At 75.4% G+C, this 24,139-nt stretch carries 15 protein-coding genes; 12 read left to right on the top strand and 3 right to left on the bottom strand.

Annotated elements, in window-relative coordinates; translation table 11 throughout:
* Positions 1 to 71 precede the first annotated feature (71 nt).
* Entirely contained in the window at positions 72 to 629 is a 558-nt protein-coding gene (locus tag ACFVFR_RS30970) for a cysteine dioxygenase (RefSeq protein ID WP_383707793.1), read from the bottom strand.
* 697 nt (positions 630 to 1,326) lie between these two features.
* On the opposite strand from ACFVFR_RS30970, the gene ACFVFR_RS30965 reads away from it, so the two are divergent.
* From ACFVFR_RS30965 to ACFVFR_RS30955, 3 genes are all read left to right on the top strand, one after another.
* Positions 1,327 to 1,590 carry a WhiB family transcriptional regulator gene (locus ACFVFR_RS30965; protein ID WP_176161945.1) on the top strand — a complete coding sequence of 88 codons (264 nt, stop codon included), beginning with the start codon at positions 1,327 to 1,329 and terminating at the stop codon, positions 1,588 to 1,590.
* A 933-nt stretch (positions 1,591 to 2,523) separates the two neighbouring features.
* The gene (locus ACFVFR_RS30960; RefSeq protein ID WP_383707790.1) at positions 2,524 to 6,657 is read left to right on the top strand and encodes a glycosyltransferase; all 4,134 of its coding nucleotides are present in this window, start codon (positions 2,524 to 2,526) and stop codon (positions 6,655 to 6,657) included.
* On the top strand, positions 6,654 to 8,222 hold the full coding sequence (locus ACFVFR_RS30955) for a DUF5719 family protein (protein ID WP_383707789.1): 1,569 nt from the start codon (positions 6,654 to 6,656) through the stop codon (positions 8,220 to 8,222). The genes ACFVFR_RS30960 and ACFVFR_RS30955 overlap by 4 nt, the downstream gene beginning before the upstream one ends.
* Before the next feature lie 285 nt (positions 8,223 to 8,507).
* Here ACFVFR_RS30955 and ACFVFR_RS30950 read toward each other — a convergent pair whose 3' ends face one another.
* Positions 8,508 to 9,023: a metallopeptidase family protein gene (locus tag ACFVFR_RS30950; protein WP_383707795.1), complete on the bottom strand. Its 516-nt coding sequence runs from the start codon at positions 9,021 to 9,023 to the stop codon at positions 8,508 to 8,510.
* Positions 9,024 to 9,405: 382 nt separating this feature from the next.
* On the opposite strand from ACFVFR_RS30950, the gene ACFVFR_RS30945 reads away from it, so the two are divergent.
* From ACFVFR_RS30945 to ACFVFR_RS30905, 9 genes are all read left to right on the top strand, one after another.
* Complete coding sequence (locus tag ACFVFR_RS30945; RefSeq protein WP_383707787.1) at positions 9,406 to 9,840, top strand: DUF3499 domain-containing protein; 435 nt, start codon at positions 9,406 to 9,408, stop codon at positions 9,838 to 9,840.
* A 1,781-nt stretch (positions 9,841 to 11,621) separates the two neighbouring features.
* A complete protein-coding gene (locus ACFVFR_RS30940) occupies positions 11,622 to 13,238 on the top strand; it encodes an L-lactate permease (RefSeq protein ID WP_383707785.1) in 1,617 nt (538 codons plus the stop codon).
* A 364-nt stretch (positions 13,239 to 13,602) separates the two neighbouring features.
* Positions 13,603 to 14,961: a phosphomannomutase/phosphoglucomutase gene (locus tag ACFVFR_RS30935; RefSeq protein WP_383707783.1), complete on the top strand. Its 1,359-nt coding sequence runs from the start codon at positions 13,603 to 13,605 to the stop codon at positions 14,959 to 14,961.
* 1,214 nt (positions 14,962 to 16,175) lie between these two features.
* A complete protein-coding gene (locus ACFVFR_RS30930) occupies positions 16,176 to 16,358 on the top strand; it encodes a Trm112 family protein (RefSeq protein ID WP_383707781.1) in 183 nt (60 codons plus the stop codon).
* A 47-nt stretch (positions 16,359 to 16,405) separates the two neighbouring features.
* Complete coding sequence (locus ACFVFR_RS30925) at positions 16,406 to 17,827, top strand: SIS domain-containing protein (protein ID WP_383707779.1); 1,422 nt, start codon at positions 16,406 to 16,408, stop codon at positions 17,825 to 17,827.
* A gap of 235 nt (positions 17,828 to 18,062) precedes the next feature.
* Positions 18,063 to 19,280, top strand: a complete 1,218-nt coding sequence (manA, locus tag ACFVFR_RS30920; protein ID WP_383707777.1) for a mannose-6-phosphate isomerase, class I — start codon at positions 18,063 to 18,065, stop codon at positions 19,278 to 19,280.
* A 260-nt stretch (positions 19,281 to 19,540) separates the two neighbouring features.
* Positions 19,541 to 20,494 (top strand): cation diffusion facilitator family transporter, encoded by a 954-nt coding sequence (locus ACFVFR_RS30915; RefSeq protein ID WP_383707775.1) that lies wholly within the window; start codon positions 19,541 to 19,543, stop codon positions 20,492 to 20,494.
* Positions 20,495 to 21,362: 868 nt separating this feature from the next.
* On the top strand, positions 21,363 to 22,823 hold the full coding sequence (ahcY, locus tag ACFVFR_RS30910) for an adenosylhomocysteinase (RefSeq protein ID WP_383707773.1): 1,461 nt from the start codon (positions 21,363 to 21,365) through the stop codon (positions 22,821 to 22,823).
* A gap of 194 nt (positions 22,824 to 23,017) precedes the next feature.
* Positions 23,018 to 23,632, top strand: coding sequence for a hypothetical protein (locus ACFVFR_RS30905; RefSeq protein WP_383707771.1), 615 nt, complete (start codon positions 23,018 to 23,020; stop codon positions 23,630 to 23,632).
* Positions 23,633 to 23,793: 161 nt separating this feature from the next.
* Here ACFVFR_RS30905 and ACFVFR_RS30900 read toward each other — a convergent pair.
* The coding region (locus ACFVFR_RS30900; RefSeq protein WP_383707769.1) for a hypothetical protein at positions 23,794 to 24,139 on the bottom strand (346 nt) is incomplete at its 5' end.

Here is a 24,139-nt window from a genome sequence, read left to right as displayed (position 1 = left end):
GGCCCCCGACGCGCGGCCCGCCGTGCCCGTCCGGGGCCGTTCCCGGGGCCCCGGCGCGCGGCCGGGGCGGGTCAGTGACCGCCGGGGCCGAACGCCGGGACCGTCGGCCGCTGTCGCGGGGCGCGTGCCCTGGCGGCCGGAGCCGCGTCGGCGGCGCCGACCCGGTCGGGTCGCCCGGGGTGGAAGGGCATGTCGGTCAGGCCGGGGAAGTAGACGTGCAGGCTGACGGCGGGTTCGAGGGAGTCGTTGACGACGTCGTGCGCGTACCCGGGGGCGATCACGTGCTGCGCGCCGGGGCCCAGGGCCCGCTGGCCGTGCGCGGTGCGCTCGGTCAACCGGCCCCGCAGGACGGTGAAGACGCCGCTGGAGCGGCCGTGGTCGTGCGCCCCGCTGCCCTGCCCCGGAACCCAGCTCAGCAGCCAGACCTCGTACCCGGGGCCGGTGCGCAGTCTGTGGTACCAGCGGCTGGTGGCGTCGTACGCGACCAGGGGTTCCCAGCTCGCGCGGTCGGCGGCGATGGTGCGGGCGAGGTGGGCGAAGCCCGAGACGGTGCTCGGGTGGGCGGGGATCGGCGGCAGCAGGTGGGGAATGTCGAGCCAGTCCCCGGCGATTTGGACATCGCTGTTCATGTACGGAAGTTCCTCGGCATATGTGCGGGTGGCGCGCGGTGCGATCAGCCTCGCGTGCTACGGCCGGTAACCCGACGGGCGCACGGAGGCGGTGGAACGAGGGTGGTACGCGAGAAGCTGGAGCTCGGGGGCATCAACAGCTGGAACAGCTACAGCGAGTCCGCACAGCGCAGCGGAACCCGTGGACACGGGTCGGCCGGGGCAGGGAGCTCACTGACATGCGACCAAGGAGACCGGGTCTGCTCGATCCTGTCAACCTGCTGTCCATTTTGGGGGTAATGTTTCACCTCATCCGGTTACTCCGGCTGGAGAAAGGTTTGTGCAGCCGGGTCACCGGAGAGGTGGCGCACATCCGCAGTCGTTGACGCCGAGGGGTGCCCGCGATCGTTGGTTCCGTGCGTGGGCGGAATGTGATCCGGTTCGCTTCGGCGTGTGGACCGCAACTGGAACCGACGGGCGTGGCGTCTGCTTCGGTGGGGAGACGCCTTGGCGCGCGCCACGGACGGCGGGGCGATGGATGTGTCTGGCTTTATGTCGATTTGAACACTTTCTGCAAGCCCTTGGTTCCGCAGAGTGAATAAGCGGCCCAATAGCAGATCTCGGCTTGACTGGCTCGGATCGGCACACTTGTAATTTCACACGTGTCGTTCACGCTCACGGCGGCGGCACGCGACGCGATGACGGACGAGGGGCGCACATGACCGAGTTGTTCCAGCAACTGCTGGTCGAAGAGGCGGACGAGGAGCTCGGCTGGCAGGAGCGCGCACTGTGCGCTCAGACCGACCCTGAATCGTTCTTCCCGGAAAAGGGCGGGTCCACGCGCGAGGCGAAGAAGGTCTGCCTCGCCTGCGAGGTCCGCTCCGAGTGCCTCGAATACGCCCTCGCGCACGATGAACGCTTTGGAATCTGGGGCGGTCTGTCTGAACGTGAACGCCGACGACTGAAAAAGGCCGCGGTCTGAACGCCAGATCCCCCCACACACGCTTCACCCACGGTCCGCCCCCGGCGCTGCGACGCGCAGGAGGCGGACCGTTGTGCTGGGCGCTCCCATCGCGCCGCACCCCGCGCCGTCCCGGACCCGCGCGCCCACCGCGCCCCGCGCCGCCGTCGGCCCCCCCGCGCCGCGCCCCCTCGTCCGGTCTGTGACCGCCGCCCCGGCACGCGCCGCCCACGGGCCGGGCCCCTCGCGCCGTCCTCGGGCGTCCTTCCGGCCGTTCCCGCCCGGATCGCCCCGCCCCCGTCCGCGTAGCCGGGTGCCCCGTCCGCGCCGGGTTCACGCCCTGACGTACGGGGCGTCCGTCGCCCCCGCCGTGCGGAGCGGTGTGGGCCCCGCTCGCACGGACCGCCACTGCCGCGCCAGGACCCGACCGGGCGCCCGGACTCGCGCGCCCCACCCGTACGGATCGCTGACGCCGCGTCGGCCGCCCGTCGCGTCGGCCGAGCGCGGGGTGAAGGAGTGGTCGGGGCACGGCGCGGGGGCGCGCACATGCGTGCGGGCCGTGGCGCCGGGTGTGTCGGGACAGGGCGGGACGCGCGGGTGTCCGTCGCGGTGCGCGATGTGAACGTATCCGAGCGCCGGGCGGCCGTTTCCCGACCGGGGCGGGCGGGGCGGCGCGGGGGCTCGGGCCGGTAGCGACCTCTGCTCGGGCGCGGCTCTGTGGCCGCACCGGCGGGCGCGCCGGGGCCGCGTGGGAGCCCGAGCGGGCCCGAGCGCCGTGCGCGCGACCGCGCGCGCCCCGCCCCGTGGCCCGCACGCGCAGCCGCCCGCGCGGCCTCGACGGCGCGAGGGGGCCGAGCGGCTGAGCCGTTAGTGTGGGGGCCCGTCCGAGACGCACCGTGCCCCACCGGGGCCCACGCGTCCACCGCAGTCCAGCGAACCGGGGCCCGTACCTCGATGTCCGTGCACAGCCAATCGGCGGCCTCCTACCCGGCCGCACCCGCCGAGTTCGCGCCCACCCACGGTGGCGCCGCGTCCTCCACGCCCGAGTTCCCCCGGCACGTGGTCACCGCCGTGCTCGTCGCCCACGACGGGGCACGCTGGCTGCCGGACGCGCTGGCCGGCCTGTTCGGCCAGGAACGCCCCGTGCAGTACGCCGTCGCCGCCGACACCGGCAGCGCCGACGCGTCCGCCGGACTGCTGACCGAGGCGCTCGGCCCGGAACGGGTCCTGCACCTGGCCCGCCGCAGCGGCTTCGGCACGGCCGTCGACGAAGCGGTGCGCACCGCCCCGCTGCTGACGCCGGACCAGTTGCCCTATCTCAGGCGGCCCAGCGGCTGGGACCCCGCCACGCGCACCTGGCGCGACGAGGCGTACGAGATGCCCGAGCTGCCGCACGGCGAACCCGTGCAGTGGCTGTGGCTGTTGCACGACGACTGCGCCCCCGAGCCGAGCGCCCTGGCCGAGCTGCTGCGCGTCGCCGACGCCAGCCCGCGCGCCGCCATCGTCGGACCCAAGCTGCGCAGTTGGTACGACAAGCGGCAGCTGCTCGAAGTCGGCGTCAGCATCGCCCGCAGCGGGCGCCGCTGGACCGGCCTCGAACGCCGCGAGCAGGACCAGGGCCAGCACGACCAGGTACGTCCCGTGCTCGCCGTCTCCAGCGCCGGCATGCTCGTACGACGCGACGTCTGGGACGAACTCGGCGGCTTCGACGCCCGCCTCCCGCTGATGCGCGACGACGTGGACCTGTGCTGGCGCGCCCAGGCCGCCGGCCACCAGGTGCTCGTCGCCCCGGACGCGGTACTGCGGCACGCCGAGGCCGCGTCCCGCGAGCGGCGACCCATCGACTGCGCGGGCCGCGCGGGCCGCGCCGCCGACGCCGGCGGCAACGACCAGGGCTCGGCGCTGCGCCGCCTGGCGCCCCGTGGCTCCTCGCCGCACCGCGTCGACAAGGCCGGCGCCGTCTACGCGCTGCTGGCCAACACCCGTGGCGCCCTGCTGCCCTACGTCCTGCTGCGCGTCGTGCTCGGCACCCTGGTGCGCACCCTCGGCTATCTGGTGGGCAAGGCGCCGGGCCAGGCCGTGGACGAGTTCGCCGGACTGTGCGCCGTCCTGCTGCGCCCCGAGCGGGTGCTCGCCGCGCGGCGCGCGCGCGGGCGACCCGTGGTGGAGGCCAGCGAGCTGCGCCCGCTGTTCCCGCCGCCGGGCGCGACCGTGCGGGCCACCGTCGAACAGCTCGCCAGCGGCCTCGGCGGGCGTTCCGAACCGGAGTCGGCGGCCGGCGGCCGGCACGGGGCCGTGGAGTCCGGGCCCGGTGGGGACGACGCCGACTTCCTGGAGGTCGAGCAGTTCACCCGGCTCAAGCGCGTCGCCCGCAAGCCGGGCCCGGTGCTGTTCGTGGCGCTGCTGCTGATCTCCCTCCTCGCCTGCCGCGACCTGATCGGCGGCGGCTCGCTGGCCGGCGGCGCCCTGCTGCCCGCCCCCGGCGACGTCGGCGACCTGTGGGCCCGCTACACCGACACCTGGCAGCCCGTCGGCGTCGGCTCGCCCGACGCCGGCCCGCCCTACCTGGCCGCCCTCGCCGCGCTGGCCACCTTCTTCCTCGGCAGCACCGGCTTCACCCTGACCCTGCTGCTGGTCTGCTCGGTGCCGCTGGCCGGCCTCACCGCCTACTTCGCCTCCCGGCCGCTGATCGGCTCCCGGCTGCTGCGGGCCTGGGCCAGCGTCGCGTACGCGTTCCTGCCCGCCACCACGGGCGCGCTGGCCAGCGGCCGGCTGGGCACCGCCGTGCTGGCCGTGCTGCTGCCGCTGATGGCGCGTGCCGCCGTCTCCGCCTCCGGGCTGACCCTCCCGCCTGGCGGCGGCCGGGTCCCCGGCTGGCGCGCGGTGTGGGCGTACGCGCTGCTGCTCACCTTCACCATGGCCTTCACGCCGGTGGTGTGGCCGATCGCGATGGTCGTCGGCGTGGGCGTGCTCGCGCTGCGCGGGGCCCGGGGCGGCACCGGCCAGCTCCTCGCGTACGGGACGCGCTTCGTGGCCGTGGCCCTCACACCACTGCTGATGCTCGCCCCCTGGTCGCTGTCGCTGCTGACGCACCCGGGGCGGCTCCTGGAGGAGGCCGGGCTCGACTACGCGAGCGGCGCGGCCTCCGCCCTGGAACTGCTCACCCTGACCCCCGGCGGGCCGGGCGCGCCGGGCGCGCTGCTCATGGTCGGCGTGCCGCTGGCCGCGCTCGCCGCCCTGCTGCGCTCCCAGCGGCAGCTGGCCGTGCGCGCCGCGTGGGCGGTGGCACTGGTCGGGTTCCTGTTCGCGGCGCTGGCCGGTGGCGATCGCTGGGCCGGTCCGGCGACCCTGGTCTACGGCCTGGCGCTGCTGTGCGCCGCGCTGGTGGGAGCCGAGGGCGCCCGCGCCCGGGTCGCCGAGCAGAGCTTCGGCTGGCGGCAGCCGGTGGCCGCGCTCATCGCGCTCGCGGCGGGCCTGGGCCCGCTGATCGCCGCCTGCACCTGGATGCTGGGCGGCGCGGACGGGCCGCTGGAGCGGCGCGACCCGGTGCAGGTCCCGGCCTTCGTCGCCGAGGAGGCCCGCACCCGCGACCAGGCCCGCACCCTGGTGCTCGACGGCAGCGCGGCGCGTGTCGACTACATCCTGGTCCGTGGCTCGGGCGCGCGGCTCGGTGACGCCGAGGCCGCGGCCGAGGCGGGCGGGGACGCGCGGCTGGACGGCGTGGTGGCCAACCTCGTCGCCGGCTCGGGCGCCGACCAGACCAGCCAGCTCGGCGGGTACGCCGTGCGCTACGTCCTGGTCCGCGACAGCGCCCCGCGCCAGTTCGCCCGCGTGCTGGACACGACGCCGGGCCTGACCCGGCTCAGCCAGCAGGACGGCAGCGCCCTGTGGCGGGTGGACCAGCGCGTCTCGCGGGTGGCCGTCATGCCGCCCACCCCCAGGGGCGAGGGCGCCGGCGCGACCGAGGTCGCCCCGGTGCCGGTCGCGGCCGGCCCGGTCACCGCGCACGACACGTTGCCGGCGGGACCCGAGGGGCGGGTGCTGCGCGTCGCCGACGAGGCCGCGCCCGGCTGGCGGGCCACCCTGGACGGCAAGGAGCTCAAGCGGACCACCGTGGACGGCTGGGCCCAGGGGTTCGAGCTGCCCGCCAGCGGAGGCCGGCTCGCCCTCAGCTACGAGACGCCGACCAGCCACACGCTGTGGGTGTGGGCCCAGGGGCTGCTGACCCTGGTGCTGCTGGTCCTCGCGCTGCCCGGCCGGCGCCGGGAGGTCGATGACGACCTGCCGACGGCCGAGGCCCCGGCCACTCCCGCCGCCGTCCCGGCCGCCGCTTCGGCCTCGGCGCCGGGCGAGCCGGCGGGGGCGCCCGCACCCGCCGTGGCCGGCGAGGGACGGCGGGCGCGACGGCTGCGGGCCGCCGCCGAGGCGGCCCAACCCGGCCTCGGCGACCCGGCGACCCCCGACGCGGCCCCGGCCACCCCGGGCGCGGACCCCGCGCCCGCGACCGGTGGGGACCCCTCGGGCGCGGCCGACCCGCACGACGGCTGGGGCCCGCCCCCGGCCGCCGCCCCGCCGGCGCCGCCCGCCCCGCCCCAGGCGCCCGCACCACCACCCCCGCCCGGCGCCCCCGCGCCCGCCCCGCCCGGCGACCCGTACGGGGCGCCGCGCCCGGGAGCCGTACCCCAGCAGGACTACGCACAACGCTGGGACGACGCGGGCGGCTATCCCACGGGCCAGCCGGGGCAGCAGCCGTACCAGGTGCCCCACCAGGGCACCTACCCCCACGACCCGTACGCCCAGCACCCGTACGCCCAGAGCCAGGGCGGCCAGGGACAGGACATGGGCCAGGGCGCCGGCTACCCGGGCCCGCCCCTCGCCGGCGGTCAGTCGGGCGACGAGGTGGCGGGCGGATATCCGCAGGCTCAGGCCGATCCGTACGCCGGCAGCGGCTACCAGGGCGGCTACGACCCCTACGGCTACGGCCAGCCGTACCCGGGCGCCCCCGAGGCGGGGCAGGCCGGGCAGGACGACACGACGTACGGCGACGGCACCATCCCCGGGCCCCGCCGTGACGGGAGCCAGGCATGAACCGCACCACCCTCTCCCTCATCGCCGCCGCCACCGCCCTGGCCGCCGTCACCGGCGTCGCGTCGATGACCGGGGACTCCGGTTCCGACGCGGACGCCGGCGCGGGCACCACCGTCGCGACCCGCCGGCCCGTCGAACGCTCCTCGCTGGTGTGCCCCGCGCCCACCTCGTCCGAGCTGGGCGAGACGACGTACACCGCGTACACGCCATCGGGTGGGGGCGCGGGCGACAAGGGCACCGCCGCCCTGCTCCCCGCGCACCCGACGGACACCGGCGGCGCCCCGGACGGCGACGACGCGGACCGCGACGAGAAGCGGGACGCGAAGAAGGGCGGCACGGGCGCGAGCGGCCCCGGGGACGTCCTGACGGGCGAGCCCGTGGTGCCGCTGAAGACGCCCGGCACGCCGGTCACCGACACCACCTCGCGCTCCGACGCGCCGGCGCTGGTCGGTGTCGCCGACGGCGCGCTCGCCCCGGGCTGGACCGTGCAGCAGACCACCACCGTCAGCGCGGGCGACGGCCGCGGCCTGCTCGGCGCCTCCTGCGTCGCGCCCGGCACGGACTTCTGGTTCCCCGGCGCGAGCACCGCGGGCGACCGCCAGGACTACGTCCACCTCACCAACCCCGACGCCGGCCAGGCCGTGGTCGACCTGGAACTGTACGGCGAGGACGGCCGGCTGGAGGCGCCCAGCGGCGAGTCCATCAACATCCCGCCGCACTCCACCAAGGCCGTCCTGCTGTCCACCCTGATCAGCAAGCCGACCATCAACGTGACGCTGCACGCCGCCGTGCGCTCGGGCCGCGTCGGCGCCAGCGTGCAGGCCGTGGACGCCAACATCGGCAGCGACTGGCTCCCGGCCGCCGCCCCGCCCGCCACCGCCGCCGTACTCCCCGGCATCCCGAAGGACGCCACCTCGGTACGCCTGGTCGCCTACGCCACCGGTTCCGGCGACGCCGACGTGAAGATCCAGCTCTCCGGCCCGTCCGGCACCCTCACCCCCGCCGGGCACGAGTCGCTGAGCGTCAAGAGCCGCATGACGACCTCGGTCGACCTCGGCGACCTGACGAAGGGCGAGCCGGGCTCGCTGGTCCTCACACCGCAGGGGCGCGCCTCGGCGCCGTTCGTGGCGGCGCTGCGCGTGACGCGTGGCAAGGGCGGCCAGCAGGAGACGGCGTTCATCCCGGCCACCGCGGCCATCGACAGTCGCGGCACGGTGGCCGACAACCGGGCCAAGGGCAGCACGCTGTCACTGACCGCGCCCGGGGAGAGCGCGACGGTGCGGGTCACCTCCTCGGCCGGCAGCGAGGGCGGCACCCCCGCCAGCCAGCAGGTCACGGTCAAGGCCGGCACGACGCTCGCCCTCACCCCGCCCCGCCCGTCCGGCGCGAAGGGCCCGTACGCGGTGACGGTCGAACGCCGGGGCGGCGGGCCCGTCCACGCGTCCCGACAGCTTGAGGTCGAGTCGGACGACGGGCCGATGTTCACCATCCAGGGGCTCCCCGACGACCGGGGCACGGTCGCGGTGCCGCGCGGCCACCAGGACCTGTCGCTGCTCAACGACTGAACGCGGGCGGCCGGGCCGTCCCACCGCCGTGGCCGGGGCTCGCGTCGCGACCCTGGTTCGGCCCGGCCGGTTCCGCCCGGGCGGTGGCCCGGCCGGTTCCGCCCGGGCGGTGTCGGGGCGCGCTGTGGGCGCGTGCCGGTGGCCGGGGCCCGGAGGGTTGGTGGCCGGCCGGTGTGTCGGCCACCGGAAATGGCCGAAAGCACGCGCCCGGGGGTGACTGTCGGGCGACCTGACGGGACGCGATTCCACGGCGGGCCCGGACCAGTTCGGGAGAAAACCGCCCGGTCAGTCCTGCCCGTAGCGCGGGTCGACCGACTCGGGAGCCAGCCCCAGCAACTCGGCGACCTGCTCGACGACCACCTCGTGGACCAGGAGCGCGCGCTCGTCGCGGCTCTTGGTACGGATCTCGATCGGTCGGCGGAAGACCACGATCCGCGCCGGCCGCTCGCCCTCGGCCGCCAGGAACCGGCCGAGCGGCACCGCGTCGTCGCTCCAGGCTCCCGGCCCGAGCCCGTCGTCCGCGCCCGGGTCCAGGAGCGGCACGTCACGGACGGAGAAGTCGACGCCGGACAGCTGCGGCCAGCGCCGCTCCAGCCGTTCCGCCGAGTCGTGCACCAGGTCGTCGAACGCCTCGGCACGGCTGATCGAGAGCGGCACCTGCGGCGGCGCGATCGGCCCGCGCATGCCACGGCCGTGCCGGTCCCGGCGACGCGGGCGCGGCCCGCCCGCCGGCGGGCCCGCGTCGGCACCGGCCGCCGCGCGGGCGCCCCCGTCCCGCGTGCGGGAGCCACCGGCGTCCACCGGCGTGGCGCCGGCGTCCCGGGAACCGGCCGGGCCACGGGTGGTGTCCCCGGGCCCGGGTGGGGTGGGTGTGCCCCCAGCGCCGGCCGGGGGAGGTACGGGGGTGTCCATCACTGACGAGAGTAGCCGCCGGAGGCCCGGGAACACGCGGCCGTCGGGCGTGACGCCCCCTGTCTGTGGATGAACATTCCGGCCATGTTCGCGTTCGAATATCGACGGCTCCTGGCGACCCGGGCCCGCGGTCGCGGGCGTCAATGGGATCGAATGGTGACAGGAATCATCCCGGGGGAATCCTCGCGACCGCTGGCCTTACGCAGGTCAGGCTGGTTGGCTGGCCGCCGGGTTCACAAGATGAATGTGGACGACACGGTGGAGTGAGGTCATGGAGAGTCGTCGCGGCCCGTTCAAGAGTGCGGTACCGTCCAACGTCGTGAGCCCTGTACGTCGCTGTTCGCGCACCGCGTGCGGTCGTCCCGCCGTCGCGACGCTGACGTACGTCTACGCGGACTCCACCGCGGTCCTGGGGCCGCTCGCCACCTACGCCGAGCCGCACTGCTACGACCTGTGCTCGGAGCACTCGGAACGCCTCACCGCCCCGCGCGGCTGGGAAGTCGTCCGACTCGCCGTGGACTCCGGCCCCACCAGACCCAGCGGTGACGATCTCGAAGCGCTCGCCAACGCCGTGCGCGAGGCCGCGCGTCCCCACGACCGGGGGCCCGGAGTGCCCGGTTCCGCCGCGCCACACGGTCGCGAGGCCGACCCGATGGAGGTCGCCCGCCGCGCCCACCTGCGGGTCCTCCGCTCACCCGACTCCTGACCCACGTCGCCGCCGGCGCCCTGCCCGCCGCCCCCGGCTCCGCCGCTGACCGGTACCCACCGCTCGTACGGGTACCTGCCGCTCGTACTGGCCGCACGCTCGTACCGACCTGCCGGTTCGTCCGGCCGCCGCTGGACACTCGCCCGCCGCCTCGCGCGGTGAGGCATGCCCCCGACGCCCCGGTGCCGCTCGCTCGCGCCGGTCCCGACAGCCGGCGAGGCGTACACCCCGACGCCGCGTCCGTCGCGCCCGGCCCCGCCTCCGCCCCCCGGCGCGGCCTCTCTCCCCCGAGCCGCCGCCCGAGGGGAGCGTGCCGCGACGGGTCCGTATGACGGCCCGCCATACGACGACTGATCAGCCAACGGCCCGTCACGTGCGCAGTCGCGTCCCCGCGTTCGGCGCCACAGCCGCCCGCCGCCCAGAACGCCGAGCCTCCCGGGCGACTCCCGCCGTCTACGCCCCTCGCACCGCCGTCCGCGCGTGGCCGCGAAGCCGGCTGTGTGTCACCGGGCCTGCCGCGCGGCCCTGCCGCCCGGGCGGCCTACGTCCCTGATCCGGCCGATCCGTCGGGCCCCGTACGCCGCCGGGTCGTCTCCACCGCCCTGCCGTACCCGTCGTCCGCGCGTGGCCGCGAAGCCGGCCGTGTCGCCGGGCCTGTCGAGCGGCCCTGCCGCACGGCTGGCCCACGTCTCGTTCCGGCCGATCCGCCGCCCCTCGTTCCCATCGGGCCGCCTCCGCCCGGGCCGCACCTACCGCCCGCCGCCCGACCGCCCTCGCCACCCGGTTCTACCCGCCACCCGCCACCCGCCACCCGGTCGTAGCGGCCTCCCGCCACCCTGCCGCCCTGGTCACACCCGCCATCCCGGTCACACCGGCCGTACCTGCCGCCCCGGCCGTAGCGCCGCCCCCCACCGAGAGGGGTGCCGCGTAATCCGTCCGCGTTCGCGACAGTCTGAAACCCCAGCTCAGTGACCTTCCCGGCGCACCTGTCACGCTCATCCCTCCCGGCCTCGCCGGTTGGCCAGCGCACGCGATGGCCGACCGCCCCGGTGGCCCGTCGAGGGCTGAGGCCGCCTGCCGGGCTGACCCGGCTCCCGCCGTTCGGCGCCGCCCCGGCTCCCGCGTTCGGTGGCGTGAGGATGGCCGGCCGGCCCGCACCCGCCCGTCGTGCCCGTGCGAGTCAGCGTGCCGCCGCGTGGGCTGGCGTCCCGCCACTTCGCCGTCCGGCTCGCACCAACCGTCGCCGCCCGCGTGGGCTGCCGTCCCGTGGTTCCCGTGCGTGTCAGCGTGCCGCCGCGTGGGCTGGTGCCCCGCCACTTCGCCGTCCGGCTTGCACCAGCCGTCGCCGACGCGTGGGCTGCCGTCCCGCTGTTCCCGTGCGTGTCAGCGTGCCGCCGCGTGGGCTGGTGCCCCGCCACTTCGCCGTCCGGCTTGCACCAGCCGTCGCCGACGCGTGGGCTGCCGTCCCGCTGTTCCCGTGCGCGTCAGCGCGCCTCGCGTGGGCCGGTGTCGCGCCGCTCCGCCGTCGCGGAGCGGGCCCGCGAGGGGTGCTCGCGCCGAGGCGGGGTGTCGGTGTCGCCCTGGCCGCCTCGCGGGGCGACGCCCTCGACGGCTGTGCCCGCGTGACGCGGCAGGGGGCGGGCCCGGCGCGCGGGCGGATCGCGACGCCCGCCAGCCGGGAGGTGGCCACCGAGGGGAAGTGCCCGCCGGCGGAGAGGCACCCGCCTCATTGACGTCAGCTTGTCGCGGACACGACCATTCCTGGAGCCCGGGAGGTCCGCTTGTTCGTGCCGCAACTGGAGCCGGTCGCCGGCTCGCTCGCCCTGTCCGCGCTCGTCGCCGTCCTTCCGCTCGCCACCGTCCTCACTCTGCTCGGCGCCCTGCGCACCCCGGCGCCCCGCGCGGGGCTCGCCGGCCTGGCCGTCGCGGCGCTCGTCGCCTGGGGCGCGTACGACATGCCCGTCGGGCAGACGCTGTCCAGCGCCGCGCAGGGCGCGGTGTTCGGCCTCTTCCCCATCCTGTGGATCGTCGTCAACGCCCTGTGGGTGTACCGGATGACGCTGCGTACCGCGCACTTCGACGTGTTGCGCCGCTCCTTCGGCCGGCTCTCGGACGACCCCCGGACACAGGCCCTGGTGATCGCGTTCTGCTTCGGGGCGCTCCTTGAGGCGCTGGCCGGGTTCGGGGCGCCGGTGGCGATCTGCTCGGTGATGCTGGTCGCGCTCGGCTTCGACCCGGTCAAGGCGGCGGTGGTCGCCCTGGTGGCCAACACCGCGCCGGTCGCCTTCGGCGCCATGGGCACCCCCGTGGTGACGCTCGCGCAGGTCACCGAGTTGCCGCTGGACACCGTCGCGGCCGTCGTCGGACGGCAGACCCCACTGCTCGCGCTGCTGGTACCGCTGCTCCTGGTCGGCCTGGTGGACGGCCGGCGCGGGGTGCGCGAGACCTGGCGGCCCGCGCTCGCCTGCGGCCTCGCCTTCGCGCTCGCGCAGTTCGCGGCGGCGAACTACGTCTCGGCCCAGCTCGCCGACATCGGCGCCGCGCTCGCCGGCGCCGCCGCCCTGGCGGCCACGCCCGCCGCCCGCCGCCCCGCCTCCGCCGAGGTCCGCGCGGCCGTGCTGACCGGCGCCCGGGGCGCGGACCTCGACCGGGTGGACCCGCGCCCGGAGGTGCTGCGCGCCTACGCCCCGTACGCGCTGATCGTCGCGGTCTTCTCGATCGGCCAGCTCGGCCCGGTCAAGGACGTCCTGGCGCGGGCCACGCGCCACATCGACTGGCCCTTCCTCGACGTGGCGGGCGCCGACGGGGAGCGAGTTGGCGCCAATGTGCTGGTCCTGCCGCTGGCCGCCGCCGGGGGCACGCTCGTGCTCCTCGCCGGCCTGGGCACGGCCCTGGTGTTGCGGGTGCCCTGGCGGGCGGCGGCGGGGGAGTGGCTGGCCACGGTGCGGGAGCTGCGGTCCGCGATCACGACCGTGACCAGCGTGCTCGCCCTCGCCTACGTCATGAACCTCTCCGGCCAGGCGGCCACGATCGGCCACTTCGTCGCGGCGGCCGGCGGCGGGCTGGCCTTCCTGTCGCCGGTGCTCGGCTGGTTCGGGGTCGCCGTCACCGGCTCGGACACCTCGGCCAACGCGCTCTTCGGCGGGCTCCAGGTGACGGCCGCCCGCGAATCGGGCCTCTCGCCCGAACTCCTCGCGGCGGCGGGCAGCTCCGGCGGCGTGCTCGGCAAGATGATCTCGCCGCAGAACCTCACCATCGCCTGCGCCGCCGTGGGCCTCACGGGCCGGGAGGGCGACCTGCTGCGCAAGGTGTTGCCGTGGAGTCTGGGGTTGCTGCTGGCGATGTGCCTGATCGTGCTGGCCCAGAGCACGGTGGCGCTGAGCTGGATGCTGCCGTGACGGCGCGCGCCGGCGCCCGCGAGCACCACCCACCGGCCCCGCCCCCGCTCGCGCCCCACCCCCGCGCGCGGGTCGCCCGCCCCGCTCCCCGTACGCCGCACCACCCGCCGCCGTACGCCCTCGCCCACCCCCGCGTGCGCTCACCGCGTCCGCCCCTCCGCCCTCGCCGAGCCCCGCCCCGCCGCACCCGCGCGGCCGGGGCGCCGGCGGTGGCCGACACCGTGCGGGGGGTCACGGGCGGGGGCGTAGCGTGAGCCCGCCGGCGCGGCGGCGGCCCGTGCCCGCGGGGGCGACCGCACGGGAGGCGTCACCCTCCCCACCGGTAGATTTGGCACCCTTCAACGTTGTCCAGGAGGAGTAGGCCGTGGCTGATCTGTCGCAGATCGTGAAGGCGTACGACGTGCGCGGGGTCGTCCCCGACCAGTGGGACGAGGCGCTGGCCGCACTGTTCGGCGCGGCCTTCGCACAAGTGACGGACGCGAACGCGGTGGTCGTCGGCCACGACATGCGGCCGTCGTCCCCGGGGCTCTCGCGGGCGTTCGCCGAGGGCGCGGCGGCGCTTGGCGTGAACGTCACCGAGATCGGCCTGTGCTCGACCGACGAGCTGTACTACGCGAGCGGCGCGCTCGACCTGCCCGGCGCGATGTTCACCGCGAGCCACAACCCGGCCCAGTACAACGGCATCAAGCTGTGCCGCGCCGGCGCCGCCCCGGTCGGCCAGGACACCGGGCTCGCCGAGATCCGGGCCCTGGTCGAGCGCTGGATGACCGAGGGCGCCCCCGCGAGCGCCCCCACCACCGGCACGATCACCCAGCGGGACGTGCTCGCCGACTACGCGACCCACCTGCGCACCCTGGTGGACCTGACCGCGAGCCGCCCGCTGAAGGTGGTCGTGGACGCGGGCAACGGGATGGGCGGCCACACCGTGCCCACCGTCTTCGACGGCCTGCCGATCGAGCTGATCCCGCTCTTCTTCGAGCTCGACGGAACGTTTCCCAACCACGAGGCCAACCCGCTCGACCCGAAGAACATCGTCGACCTCCAGGCGAAGGTCCGGGAGAGCGGCGCCGACCTCGGCCTGGCCTTCGACGGCGACGCGGACCGCTGCTTCGTGGTGGACGAGCGCGGCGAGCCGGTCCCGCCGTCGGCGATCACCGCGCTGGTCGCCGAGCGCGAGCTGGCCAAGCACCCGGGCGGCACCGTCATCCACAACTGCATCACCTCCTGGTCGGTGCCCGAGGTCGTCGCGGAGTCCGGCGGCACGGCCGTACGCACCCGCGTCGGCCACTCCTTCATCAAGGCGGAGATGGCCCGCACCGGCGCGATCTTCGGCGGCGAGCACTCCGCGCACTACTACTTCCGCGACTTCTGGAACGCCGACACCGGCATGCTGGCCGCGCTGCACGTGCTGGCCGCCCTCGGTGAGCAGGACGGCCCGCTCTCGTCGCTCGTCGCCCGCTACGACCGGTACGCCGCCTCCGGCGAGATCAACAGCACCGTCGCCGACCAGCCCGGCCGCGCCGCCGCCGTCCGGGCCGCCTTCGCCGACCGCCCGGACGTACGCCTGGACGACCTCGACGGCCTCACCGTCACCGCCGCCACCTGGTGGTTCAACCTCCGCGCCTCCAACACCGAGCCCCTGCTGCGGCTGAACGTCGAGGCCCGGGACGCCCAGACGGTGGCACAGGTCCGCGACGAGGTCCTCGCGATCGTCCGCGCCTGACCCCACCGCCGCCCCCGCTCCACGCGAGCGCCGATGGTCGATACGCCCGCGCGCGTCCGTACGCGCGCGGGCTCGGCAGGTCGCTACCCGAGAACGCGCTCGCCCGTGCGCGCGCCGGCCCGGGCGCGGGCACCCGCGCGAGAGCGGGCGTGTGCGGGTGGCCGGGTGGGGGCGCGTGCGGTGGGGGCGGAGCCGCCGCCCAGTCACGCCAGCCGCGCGCGTCGGGCTGACCGTACGGGTCGGCTGACCGTACGCGTACGGGGGCGCGGGCCGCGAGCCCCCCGTACCCGCCCACTGCTCCGGCGCCGCCCACCAGCGGCCGGACGACACCGTCCGCGCCCGCCCTCCGTACGCCGACGCCAGCCGGCGTCGACACGACCCCCGGCTACCGACGGCCCCCGCCCCGGTCCCAGCCCCAGGCGGCCACCCGACTGTCGGCGCCGTCCCCCGAACCAACCCCGCCCGCGCGGCCCGCCGGCCCACCACCCCAGGCCAAACCCGCCCCGCAAACCGGCCCCTCTCCGCGAGCCGGCGCCCGCCCCCGCGCCTCCCCCTCGGAACCCGACGCCGCCCAAGCCGCCCCCGACCTCGTACCTGACGCGGGCCCGCCCGCGAGGGCCAACCGGCCGGCCACCTCGAAGCCCGGCCCACTCCCGCAAGCCGACGGCAGCCACCACGTCCCCAGCGCCAGCCCGCCCGCGAGGGCCGGTGACCAGTCGTCCCCAAGCCCGGCCCGCTTCCGCGAGTCACCGGCGGCCACCGCGTTCCCCACATAGCCAGCGCGAGCCCGCCCACGAAGCCCAGCCGCCACCCACCCACCTCCAAACCCGGCCCGCCCCCGCCAGCCGGCGCCAGCCACCGCGCCCCGCACCCGGCTCCGGCCCGCGACGGCCAGGGGGCCAGTCGCCTCCGAACCCAGCCCCTTCCCGAAGGCCGGCCCCCCGCGAGCCAGCGGCCAGCTACCCCAAGCCGGCCCGCGAGGGCCAGGGGCCCGCCCCCTCCAAACCCAGCCCCTCCCGGCGGCCAGGCGGAGCCACTTCCCAGCCCAGCCCCTCCCGGCGGCCTGGCGGAGCCACTCCCAGCCCGGGCCCAGCCCCTCCCCGGAAGCCGGCGGCAGCCACGCAGCCACCCCGTTCCGGCCCGTGGGACGCCCGGCCCGGAGCGCGGCGGTACCCTGGGCCGCACAGCACTGTGCCCGTTGTGAAGGGAAGACCATGCCGGTCGAAGCCAGCCTCCTGGAGATCCTCGCCTGCCCGGCGTGTCACGCCCCGCTGCGGGACGAGTCGGCGGCGGCCACGCCGGAGTTGGTCTGCGAGGGCGCGGAGTGCGGCCTGGCCTACCCGATCCGGGACGAGATCCCCGTACTCCTGGTGGACGAGGCGCGCCGCCCGGCCTGACCCGCGCACCGCGCGCACGCCCCACGGCGATCGGAGGCCGACGCACCATGCTCGACGAATCGCTCCTCGACGCCCCCGAAGCCCTGGCCCGAGCCGATACCCGCGGCCTGCTGCGGGGCGCGGCGGAGGCCGGCGCCCGGGTGCGCATGGCCGCGCGGTACGCCGCCGAGGCCGGGATCGCGGACCTGCGGCCCGACGGCAGGCCCCGCGCGGTCCTGGTGGCGGGCCCCGGGAGCGTGGCGGACTGCACCGCCGACCTGCTCGGCGCGCTCACCGGCGGTAGCGTGCCCGTCTCCCTGATCCGCCCCACCGGCGTCGCGCCCGCCGCCGGAGCCCTGCGCTGGACGTTGCCCGGCTGGGTGGGCCCCCTGGACCTGCTGGCCGTGACCAGCCCCGATGGCTCCGAGCCGGGCCTCGGCGTGCTGATCGACCAGGCGTACCGGCGCGGCTGCTCCGTCGTGGCGGTCTGTCCGACCGGCACCCCGCTGGTCGAGGACGTCGAGCGGGCCCGTGGCCTGGTCATCCCCACGGCCCCGGCCCCCCGCCCGGAACCGACCCCCGAGTACGCACCGCCCGCCGGCGAGGGCGCGTACGGCGAGGACGCGTACGGCGACGGCACACCGCCCGCCGGCGACCCGCCCACCGAGTGGCCCGCGGCCCCCGCGCCGGACGAACCCGCGCGCCCCGCGCCCGGCGAGGGCGGCACCAACCCGCCGCCGCTGGCCCCCGGCGAGGCCCACCCCCGCCCCGAGGCGCCCGCCGTCGGCGCGTTCGGCACCCACCCGCACGGCGAGGCCGCGCCCCCCGCCGCCCAGCACACCAACCCCTACCCCGAGGACCAGTCGCCCGGCGCGCTGTGGGCCGTCCTCACCCCGCTGCTCGCCCTCGTCGACCGGATCGGCCTGGTGCACGCGCCGCCCGAGGTGCTGCAACAGGTGGCCGACCGGCTCGACCAGGTCGCCGAGCGCTGCGGGCCCGTCCAGGCCACCCACCGCAACCCGGCCAAGTCGCTCGCCGCCGAGCTGGCCGACGCGCTGCCGCTGGTGTGGACCGAGGGGGAGCTCGCCGGCGCCGTGGGCCGCCGCTTCGCCCGACTGCTCGGCGCCGTGGCCGGCCGGCCCGCGCTGGCCGCCGAGCTGCCCGACGCGATGCGGGTCCACGGCGCGCTGCTGACCGGCGCGTTCGCCGGAGGCGCCGACCCCGACGACTTCTTCCGCGACCGCGTGGACGACCCGGAGGCGCTGCGGGCCCGCGTGGTGCTGCTGCGGGACCGGCCGACCCCGCAGGCCCCGACCGCCGCCGACCTGTCGGCCGCCCCCGCCGCCCGCGATCTCGCGCTCTCCCACGACACCGCGATCAGCGAGCTCGAACCGACGGCGGAGCAGGCGCTGGAGAACGCTGCTGAACTGCTCGCCATCACGGATTTCGCCGCCGTTTACCTGGCGATCGCCGGCGTAGAGGGATCATGAACACCGTGGGTTACGCGCCCGTCGGCCGTCCGACGACGGCGTAACCCCACACGTCCCCCACCTCTCGCCAACCCGCCGCAGCAACCCACCCCGCAGCCCCGTCGCCCGCCCGCGAGCCCCACCCCGTACGGAACCCGGGCCCGCCCGGCGCGCCCGCGACCCGCGCGCCACCCCCGCCGGCCCGGCCCGACGCCGCCCCGCAGGCGACGGCACGCCACCGACAGTCAGGACCCCCATGGACCGCCTAGCCAACACCGTGCGCCCCTACGCCTGGGGGTCCACCACCGCCATCCCCGAACTCCTGGGCACCCAGCCCACCGGGCAGCCGCAGGCCGAGCTGTGGATGGGCGCCCACCCGGGAGCCCCGTCGCACATCGACCGTGGCGCGGGCCCCGTCGGGCTCAACGACGTCATCACCGCCGATCCCGAAGGCGAACTCGGCCCGCGCGCCGTGCGCCGCTTCGGCGACCGACTGCCCTTCCTGTTCAAGGTCCTGGCCGCCGAGACCGCGCTCTCCCTCCAGGTCCACCCCGACCTGGACCAGGCGCGGGCCGGGTTCGCGGACGAGGAGGCGCGCGGGGTGCCCGTCGACGCCCCGCACCGCAACTACAAGGACGCCCACCACAAGCCCGAGCTGATCTGCGCGCTCACCCCCTTCGACGGGCTGTGCGGCTTCCGGGCCCCCGCCGAGGCCGCCGACCTGCTCGCCGCCCTCGACGTGGACTCCCTCAAACCCTTCGTGGACATCCTGCGCGCCGTACCGGACACCGACGCGCTGCGCGAGGTCCTCACCGCCGTCCTCAGCGCCGACCGCACGGCGATGGCCGCCACCGTCACCGAGGCCACCGCCGCCGCCACCCGCCTGGCCGCCGAGGGCGGCCCGCACGCGGAGGCGTACGCCGCCTACGCGACCGTCGCCCACAGCTTCCCCGGCGACCCCGGCGTCATCGCGGGCATGCTGCTCCACCACGTCAGGCTCCAGCCCGGCGAGGCGCTCTACCTGGGCGCCGGCGTGCCGCACGCGTATATCCGGGGCCTGGGCGTCGAACTCATGGCCAACTCCGACAACGTGCTGCGCTGCGGCCTCACGCCCAAGCACGTGGACGTACCCGAACTGCTGCGGGTCGTGAGGTTCGAGAGCACCCCACCCGGCGTACTCCGCCCGGAGGCCGACCCGGACGGCGCGGAGGTGTACGCGACGCCCATCGACGAGTTCCGCCTCTCCCGCCACGTGCTGCCCGCCGACGCCGCCCCGCACCCCCTGCCGGCCGGCGCGCCCCAGATCCTGCTCTGCACGGCGGGCCAGGTCACGCTGCGGGACCCGCACCCCGCCAGCCCGACCGAGACCGCCGAACTGCGCCTGACCCAGGGCGAGTCGGCCTACGTCCCCGCCCCCCAGGCGATCGAGCTCACCGGCGAGGGCACGCTCTACCGCGCCACGCTCGCCCTCTGACCTCCGGCGCCCCGACGCCCGGCACCGCGTCGGGGCGCCACTCCTCGGCGTACGCGCCGACCGTCTCTGGAAGCCGTCCGCGCCCGCTCGCCCACGCACCGGGCGAGGGTCCGACGCTCGGCCCGTACGGCGCCCTTGTCGCCACCCCGCCCACCGAGGCTGCAACAATGACCCGCCGCGAAGCAGTGGTAGAGCAGTCGTCAGCACCGGCGCCGGGTCAGGCGCCGGGCATACCCGGGTGGAAGGGATATCTCGCACACATGAGTGCATCGGGCGGAACCAAGGCGATCGTCGCCGCGCTGGGCGCCAACCTGGCCATCGCGGTGGCCAAGTTCGTGGCCTTCGCATTCAGCGGCTCGTCGTCCATGCTCGCCGAGGGCGTGCACTCACTGGCCGACTCGGGCAACCAGGGCCTGCTGCTGCTCGGCGGCAAGAAGGCCAAGCGCGAGGCGACCCCGCAACACCCGTTCGGCTACGGCCGCGAGCGCTACATCTACGGCTTCCTCGTCTCCATCGTCCTATTCACCATCGGCGGTGTCTTCGCGCTCTACGAGGGCTACGAGAAGATCCAGCACCCGCACGACATCGAGCACTGGTACTGGCCGGTCGGCGTGCTCGTCTTCGCGATCATCGCCGAGTCCTTCTCCTTCCGTACCGCGATCAAGGAGTCCAACGAGGTACGCGGCGCGCTGAGCTGGTCCCAGTTCGTGCGCCGCGCCAAGGCCCCCGAACTGCCCGTCGTCCTCCTCGAAGACCTCGGCGCCCTGGTCGGCCTGGTCCTCGCGCTCGGCGGCGTCGGCCTCGCCCTCGCCACCGGCGACGGCGTCTGGGACGGCATCGGCACCCTGTGCATCGGCGTCCTCCTCGTCCTGATCGCCGTCGTCCTCGCGGCCGAGACGAAGTCCCTGCTGCTCGGCGAGGCCGCCGACGCCGACCAGGTGACCGCGATCCGCGAGGCCGTCGTCGACGGCGAGACCGTCACCCACCTGATCCACATGCGCACCCTCCACCTCGGCCCCGAGGAACTGCTGGTCGCCGCCAAGATCGCGGTACGCCACGACGACACGGCCGCCCAGGTCGCCGAGGCCATCGACGCCGCCGAGGAACGCATCCGCGTCGCCTGCCCCATCGCCCGCGTCATCTACCTGGAGCCCGACATCTACAGCGCCGAGGCCGCCGCCCGAGGCGCGACCCCCGCCTCACCCACCCCCTGACTCACCCCGCCCCACAGCCACCCCGCCGGCCATCGACGGGGTGGTCTGCCATCAGCGCTGTTCCGCCCGCTCACGGGTACGCGGGCGGCGGGCGGACGCGCCGGTCCGCCGAGGTGTGGGTGGCGGGCGCGCCGGCCCCCGGGCTCGGTGCCCTGGGCCGGGCACCGGCGCGCGGCTCGGATCGACACCCACCAGGCCGCTTCCCCCACTCCGCAACGTCCCGCGCCCGCCGCCCCACCGGCCCCGGCCAACGTCTTGGCTGGCGGCACCCGCATCCCTGACAGCGTTGTCGAAGGGAACGTTTTCAGCCCCGCTCACTCCCCGCGTCTCCACCGCGACGCGGCGCCCCAGGGCCTCGGCGCCCCGGGCCGGATCCCCGGCGGCCAGGCGCGCGAGCGCGCTGCCGACGGGGCAGGTGGTGACCGCGAGCCCCCCGCGCCCCCGCCCGCTCGCCCCACCGCATCGGGCGCGTCGACCGAACCGGTGGCCCCCCGGACCTCCCCCCGGACCGTCGCCGCGCGACACGCCCCGGACAGCCCCGCGCCCGGGGCGCCCGGCGCCACACCCCGGGCGACGCCAGTCCGATCGGGCCTCGTCCACCGCCGCCCGGAACGCGCCACGGTGCGGCCGAGACACCCCGGTACCCACCGCGTACGGGCCAAGGGGGCTGGGGTTCGCTGGGCCGATCGGTGTAGATTCGTGACAGCCAGACGTCGCTGCTGATGGCGGTCGGGCGGTCCGCCTTTCGCGGTCCGACCGAGGGAGAGAGGGCCTCCGACGGACTGCGCTGCGACCAGGGGACAGCTCTGTCCGCTATCGCACGCCCAGCCGAACACCTCTCCACCCCCAATCGTGAGGAGCAGCATTCATGTCGACCGCCGACGCGAACGGCCAGGACTTCAAGGTCGCCGACCTGTCCCTGGCCGACTTCGGCCGCAAGGAGATCTCCCTCGCCGAGCACGAGATGCCCGGTCTGATGGCGATCCGCAAGGAGTACGCCGCGGCCCAGCCCCTCGCCGGCGCCCGCATCACCGGCTCGCTGCACATGACCGTGCAGACCGCCGTGCTCATCGAGACGCTGGCATCGCTCGGCGCCCAGGTCCGCTGGGCCTCCTGCAACATCTTCTCCACCCAGGACCACGCCGCGGCGGCCGTCGCCGTCGGCCCGGACGGCACCCCGGACGACCCGCGGGGCATTCCGGTCTTCGCCTGGAAGGGCGAGACGCTGGAGGAGTACTGGTGGTGCACCGAGCAGGCGCTGACCTGGCCCGGCACCGCCACCGGCGGCCCGAACATGATCCTCGACGACGGCGGTGACGCCACCGTCCTGGTCCACAAGGGCGTGGAGTACGAGAAGGCCGGCAAGGCCCCCGACGTCTCCACCGCGGAGAACGACGAGCACCGCGTCATCCTCCAGCTCCTCAACCGCACCCTCGCCGAGAGCCCGCAGAAGTGGACGCGGCTCGCGTCCGAGATCCGCGGTGTGACGGAGGAGACCACCACCGGCGTGCACCGGCTGTACGAGATGCACCAGGCCGGCGACCTCCTGTTCCCGGCGATCAACGTGAACGACGCCGTCACCAAGTCGAAGTTCGACAACAAGTACGGCTGCCGCCACTCCCTCGTGGACGGCATCAACCGCGCCACCGACGTCCTCATCGGCGGCAAGGTCGCGGTCATCTGCGGCTACGGCGACGTGGGCAAGGGCTCCGCGGAGTCCCTCCGTGGCCAGGGCGCCCGCGTGATCATCACCGAGATCGACCCGATCTGCGCGCTCCAGGCCGCGATGGACGGCTACCAGGTGGCCACGCTGGACGACGTGGTGGAGACGGCGGACATCTTCATCACCACCACCGGCAACAAGGACATCATCATGGCCAGCGACATGGCCAAGATGAAGCACCAGGCGATCGTCGGGAACATCGGCCACTTCGACAACGAGATCGACATGGCCGGCCTGGCCAACATCCCCGGCATCGTCAAGGACGAGGTTAAGCCGCAGGTCCACACCTGGACCTTCCCGGAGGGCAAGAAGCTCATCGTCCTCTCCGAGGGCCGCCTGCTGAACCTGGGCAACGCCACCGGCCACCCGTCGTTCGTCATGTCCAACTCCTTCGCGAACCAGACGATCGCCCAGATCGAGCTGTTCACGAAGCCGGAGGCGTACCCGACGAGCGTCTACGTGCTGCCGAAGCACCTCGACGAGAAGGTCGCCCGCCTGCACCTCGACGCCCTCGGCGCCAAGCTGACCACGCTCCGCCCGGAGCAGGCGTCCTACATCGGCGTCCCGGTCGAGGGCCCGTACAAGCCCGACCACTACCGCTACTGATCCACCCGCCGACGCTCCGGTCGGAACGGCGCGACCCCGCGGCGCCCCGCGCGTCACTGCGCGCGCCGTTCTGACGGAGACCGGCGGTCGGTAACCCCAGCAGTCGACAAGACGCTCCCGCCGTAGCGCGGGCGCACGAGGGTCTGCCCGGCCGTCCCCGGCCGGGCAGACCCTCATTCGTCAAGGACCTCACCATGCCCCGCGGTCGCTACGCACTCCATGACCCGCACGATCACACCCCCCTCGGCGTAGAGCGGTTCCACTGCGCGCCCGGCCACTCCGGCTGGCGCTACGTCTCCCAGGTGACCACCCCCTCCGGCGAGCCCACCGGCTCCGTCGACCTCACCATCGACGAACTCGGCCGCCCGCTCCGCCTGGAACTCCAGGCCGCCGACTGGCACATCCGCGCCGCGGCCATCGACGGCGTCACCTGGGTACGCACCGACACCTCCGGCACGCACGCCGTCGAAGGCAACGCCGCCGCCCACGCCTTCACCGGCGCGTCCCCCGCCTTCCTCGTCGCCGCCACCCGACTGCTGCGCCTCACCCCCGACAGCCCGGCCACCCGCCTACGGCTCGTCGCGTTCACCGACCCCGTACTGGCACCCCGAACCCTCGACCAGTCCTGGCAACTGCTGGGAAGCGAAGCACACGGCACCGACAACGGCCCGCTGGTCGTGGACGAGTACCAGGTCAACGAGCTGGACACGGGCGAGCAGCACAGCGTGCACATCGCCGGCGACGTGGTCCTCTCGGCCCCCGGCATCGAACTCGAGGACCTCGACACCCCACCGTCCGCGTTCGCCTGACCCCACACAGCGCCCCACATCCCCGGCACCCCGCCACGGATGCCCGGATGGCCCAACGCTCGATGTGCGTCAACGCCCGATGACCTGCTAACCTCCTGTTCACCCCAAGGGACCGTTGACACGGAACCAAGGGGGAGGTAGATTTTAACGGTTGCCGCGAGTTAGACATACTCGCGACGGATGGTTAATATCTGACCTGCCTCTAGCGCGAATGCTTTCCGCTGAGGCGCTTCGATTCTCATGAGAGACGCAAGGTCGATTCGATCGGCCGAAACGATTCTGATAAAGTCGAAGAGTCGAAAGACAAAAGGCCTTCCAACGGCCACCGGAAACAAATTCCAGTCGAAAATGACCGGTAAAAGGATCTGGTAAGGTTGGAAACACCGAAGGGAAGCGCCCGGAGGGCCCGGTAAAACGGGACCGAAGGAAGCGTCCGTTCCTTGAGAACTCAACAGCGTGCCAAAAGTCAACGCCAGATATGTTGATACCCCGTCTTCTCGACACTGT

The sequence above is a fragment of the Streptomyces sp. NPDC057702 genome (assembly GCF_042799315.1).
Classification (GTDB): domain Bacteria; phylum Actinomycetota; class Actinomycetes; order Streptomycetales; family Streptomycetaceae; genus Streptomyces.
This window is presented reverse-complemented; position numbering and strand designations above follow the sequence as displayed.

What these genes read in the sequence shown, in the direction of transcription:
- ACFVFR_RS30970 (WP_383707793.1), bottom strand. Translation starts at nt 629, where the DNA reads ATGAACAGCGATGTCCAAATCGCCGGGGACTGGCTCGACATTCCCCAC.
- ACFVFR_RS30965 (WP_176161945.1), top strand. Translation starts at nt 1,327, where the DNA reads ATGACCGAGTTGTTCCAGCAACTGCTGGTCGAAGAGGCGGACGAGGAG.
- ACFVFR_RS30960 (WP_383707790.1), top strand. Translation starts at nt 2,524, where the DNA reads ATGTCCGTGCACAGCCAATCGGCGGCCTCCTACCCGGCCGCACCCGCC.
- ACFVFR_RS30955 (WP_383707789.1), top strand. Translation starts at nt 6,654, where the DNA reads ATGAACCGCACCACCCTCTCCCTCATCGCCGCCGCCACCGCCCTGGCC.
- ACFVFR_RS30945 (WP_383707787.1), top strand. Translation starts at nt 9,406, where the DNA reads ATGGAGAGTCGTCGCGGCCCGTTCAAGAGTGCGGTACCGTCCAACGTC.
- ACFVFR_RS30930 (WP_383707781.1), top strand. Translation starts at nt 16,176, where the DNA reads ATGCCGGTCGAAGCCAGCCTCCTGGAGATCCTCGCCTGCCCGGCGTGT.
- ACFVFR_RS30925 (WP_383707779.1), top strand. Translation starts at nt 16,406, where the DNA reads ATGCTCGACGAATCGCTCCTCGACGCCCCCGAAGCCCTGGCCCGAGCC.
- manA (WP_383707777.1), top strand. Translation starts at nt 18,063, where the DNA reads ATGGACCGCCTAGCCAACACCGTGCGCCCCTACGCCTGGGGGTCCACC.
- ACFVFR_RS30915 (WP_383707775.1), top strand. Translation starts at nt 19,541, where the DNA reads ATGAGTGCATCGGGCGGAACCAAGGCGATCGTCGCCGCGCTGGGCGCC.
- ahcY (WP_383707773.1), top strand. Translation starts at nt 21,363, where the DNA reads ATGTCGACCGCCGACGCGAACGGCCAGGACTTCAAGGTCGCCGACCTG.
- ACFVFR_RS30905 (WP_383707771.1), top strand. Translation starts at nt 23,018, where the DNA reads ATGCCCCGCGGTCGCTACGCACTCCATGACCCGCACGATCACACCCCC.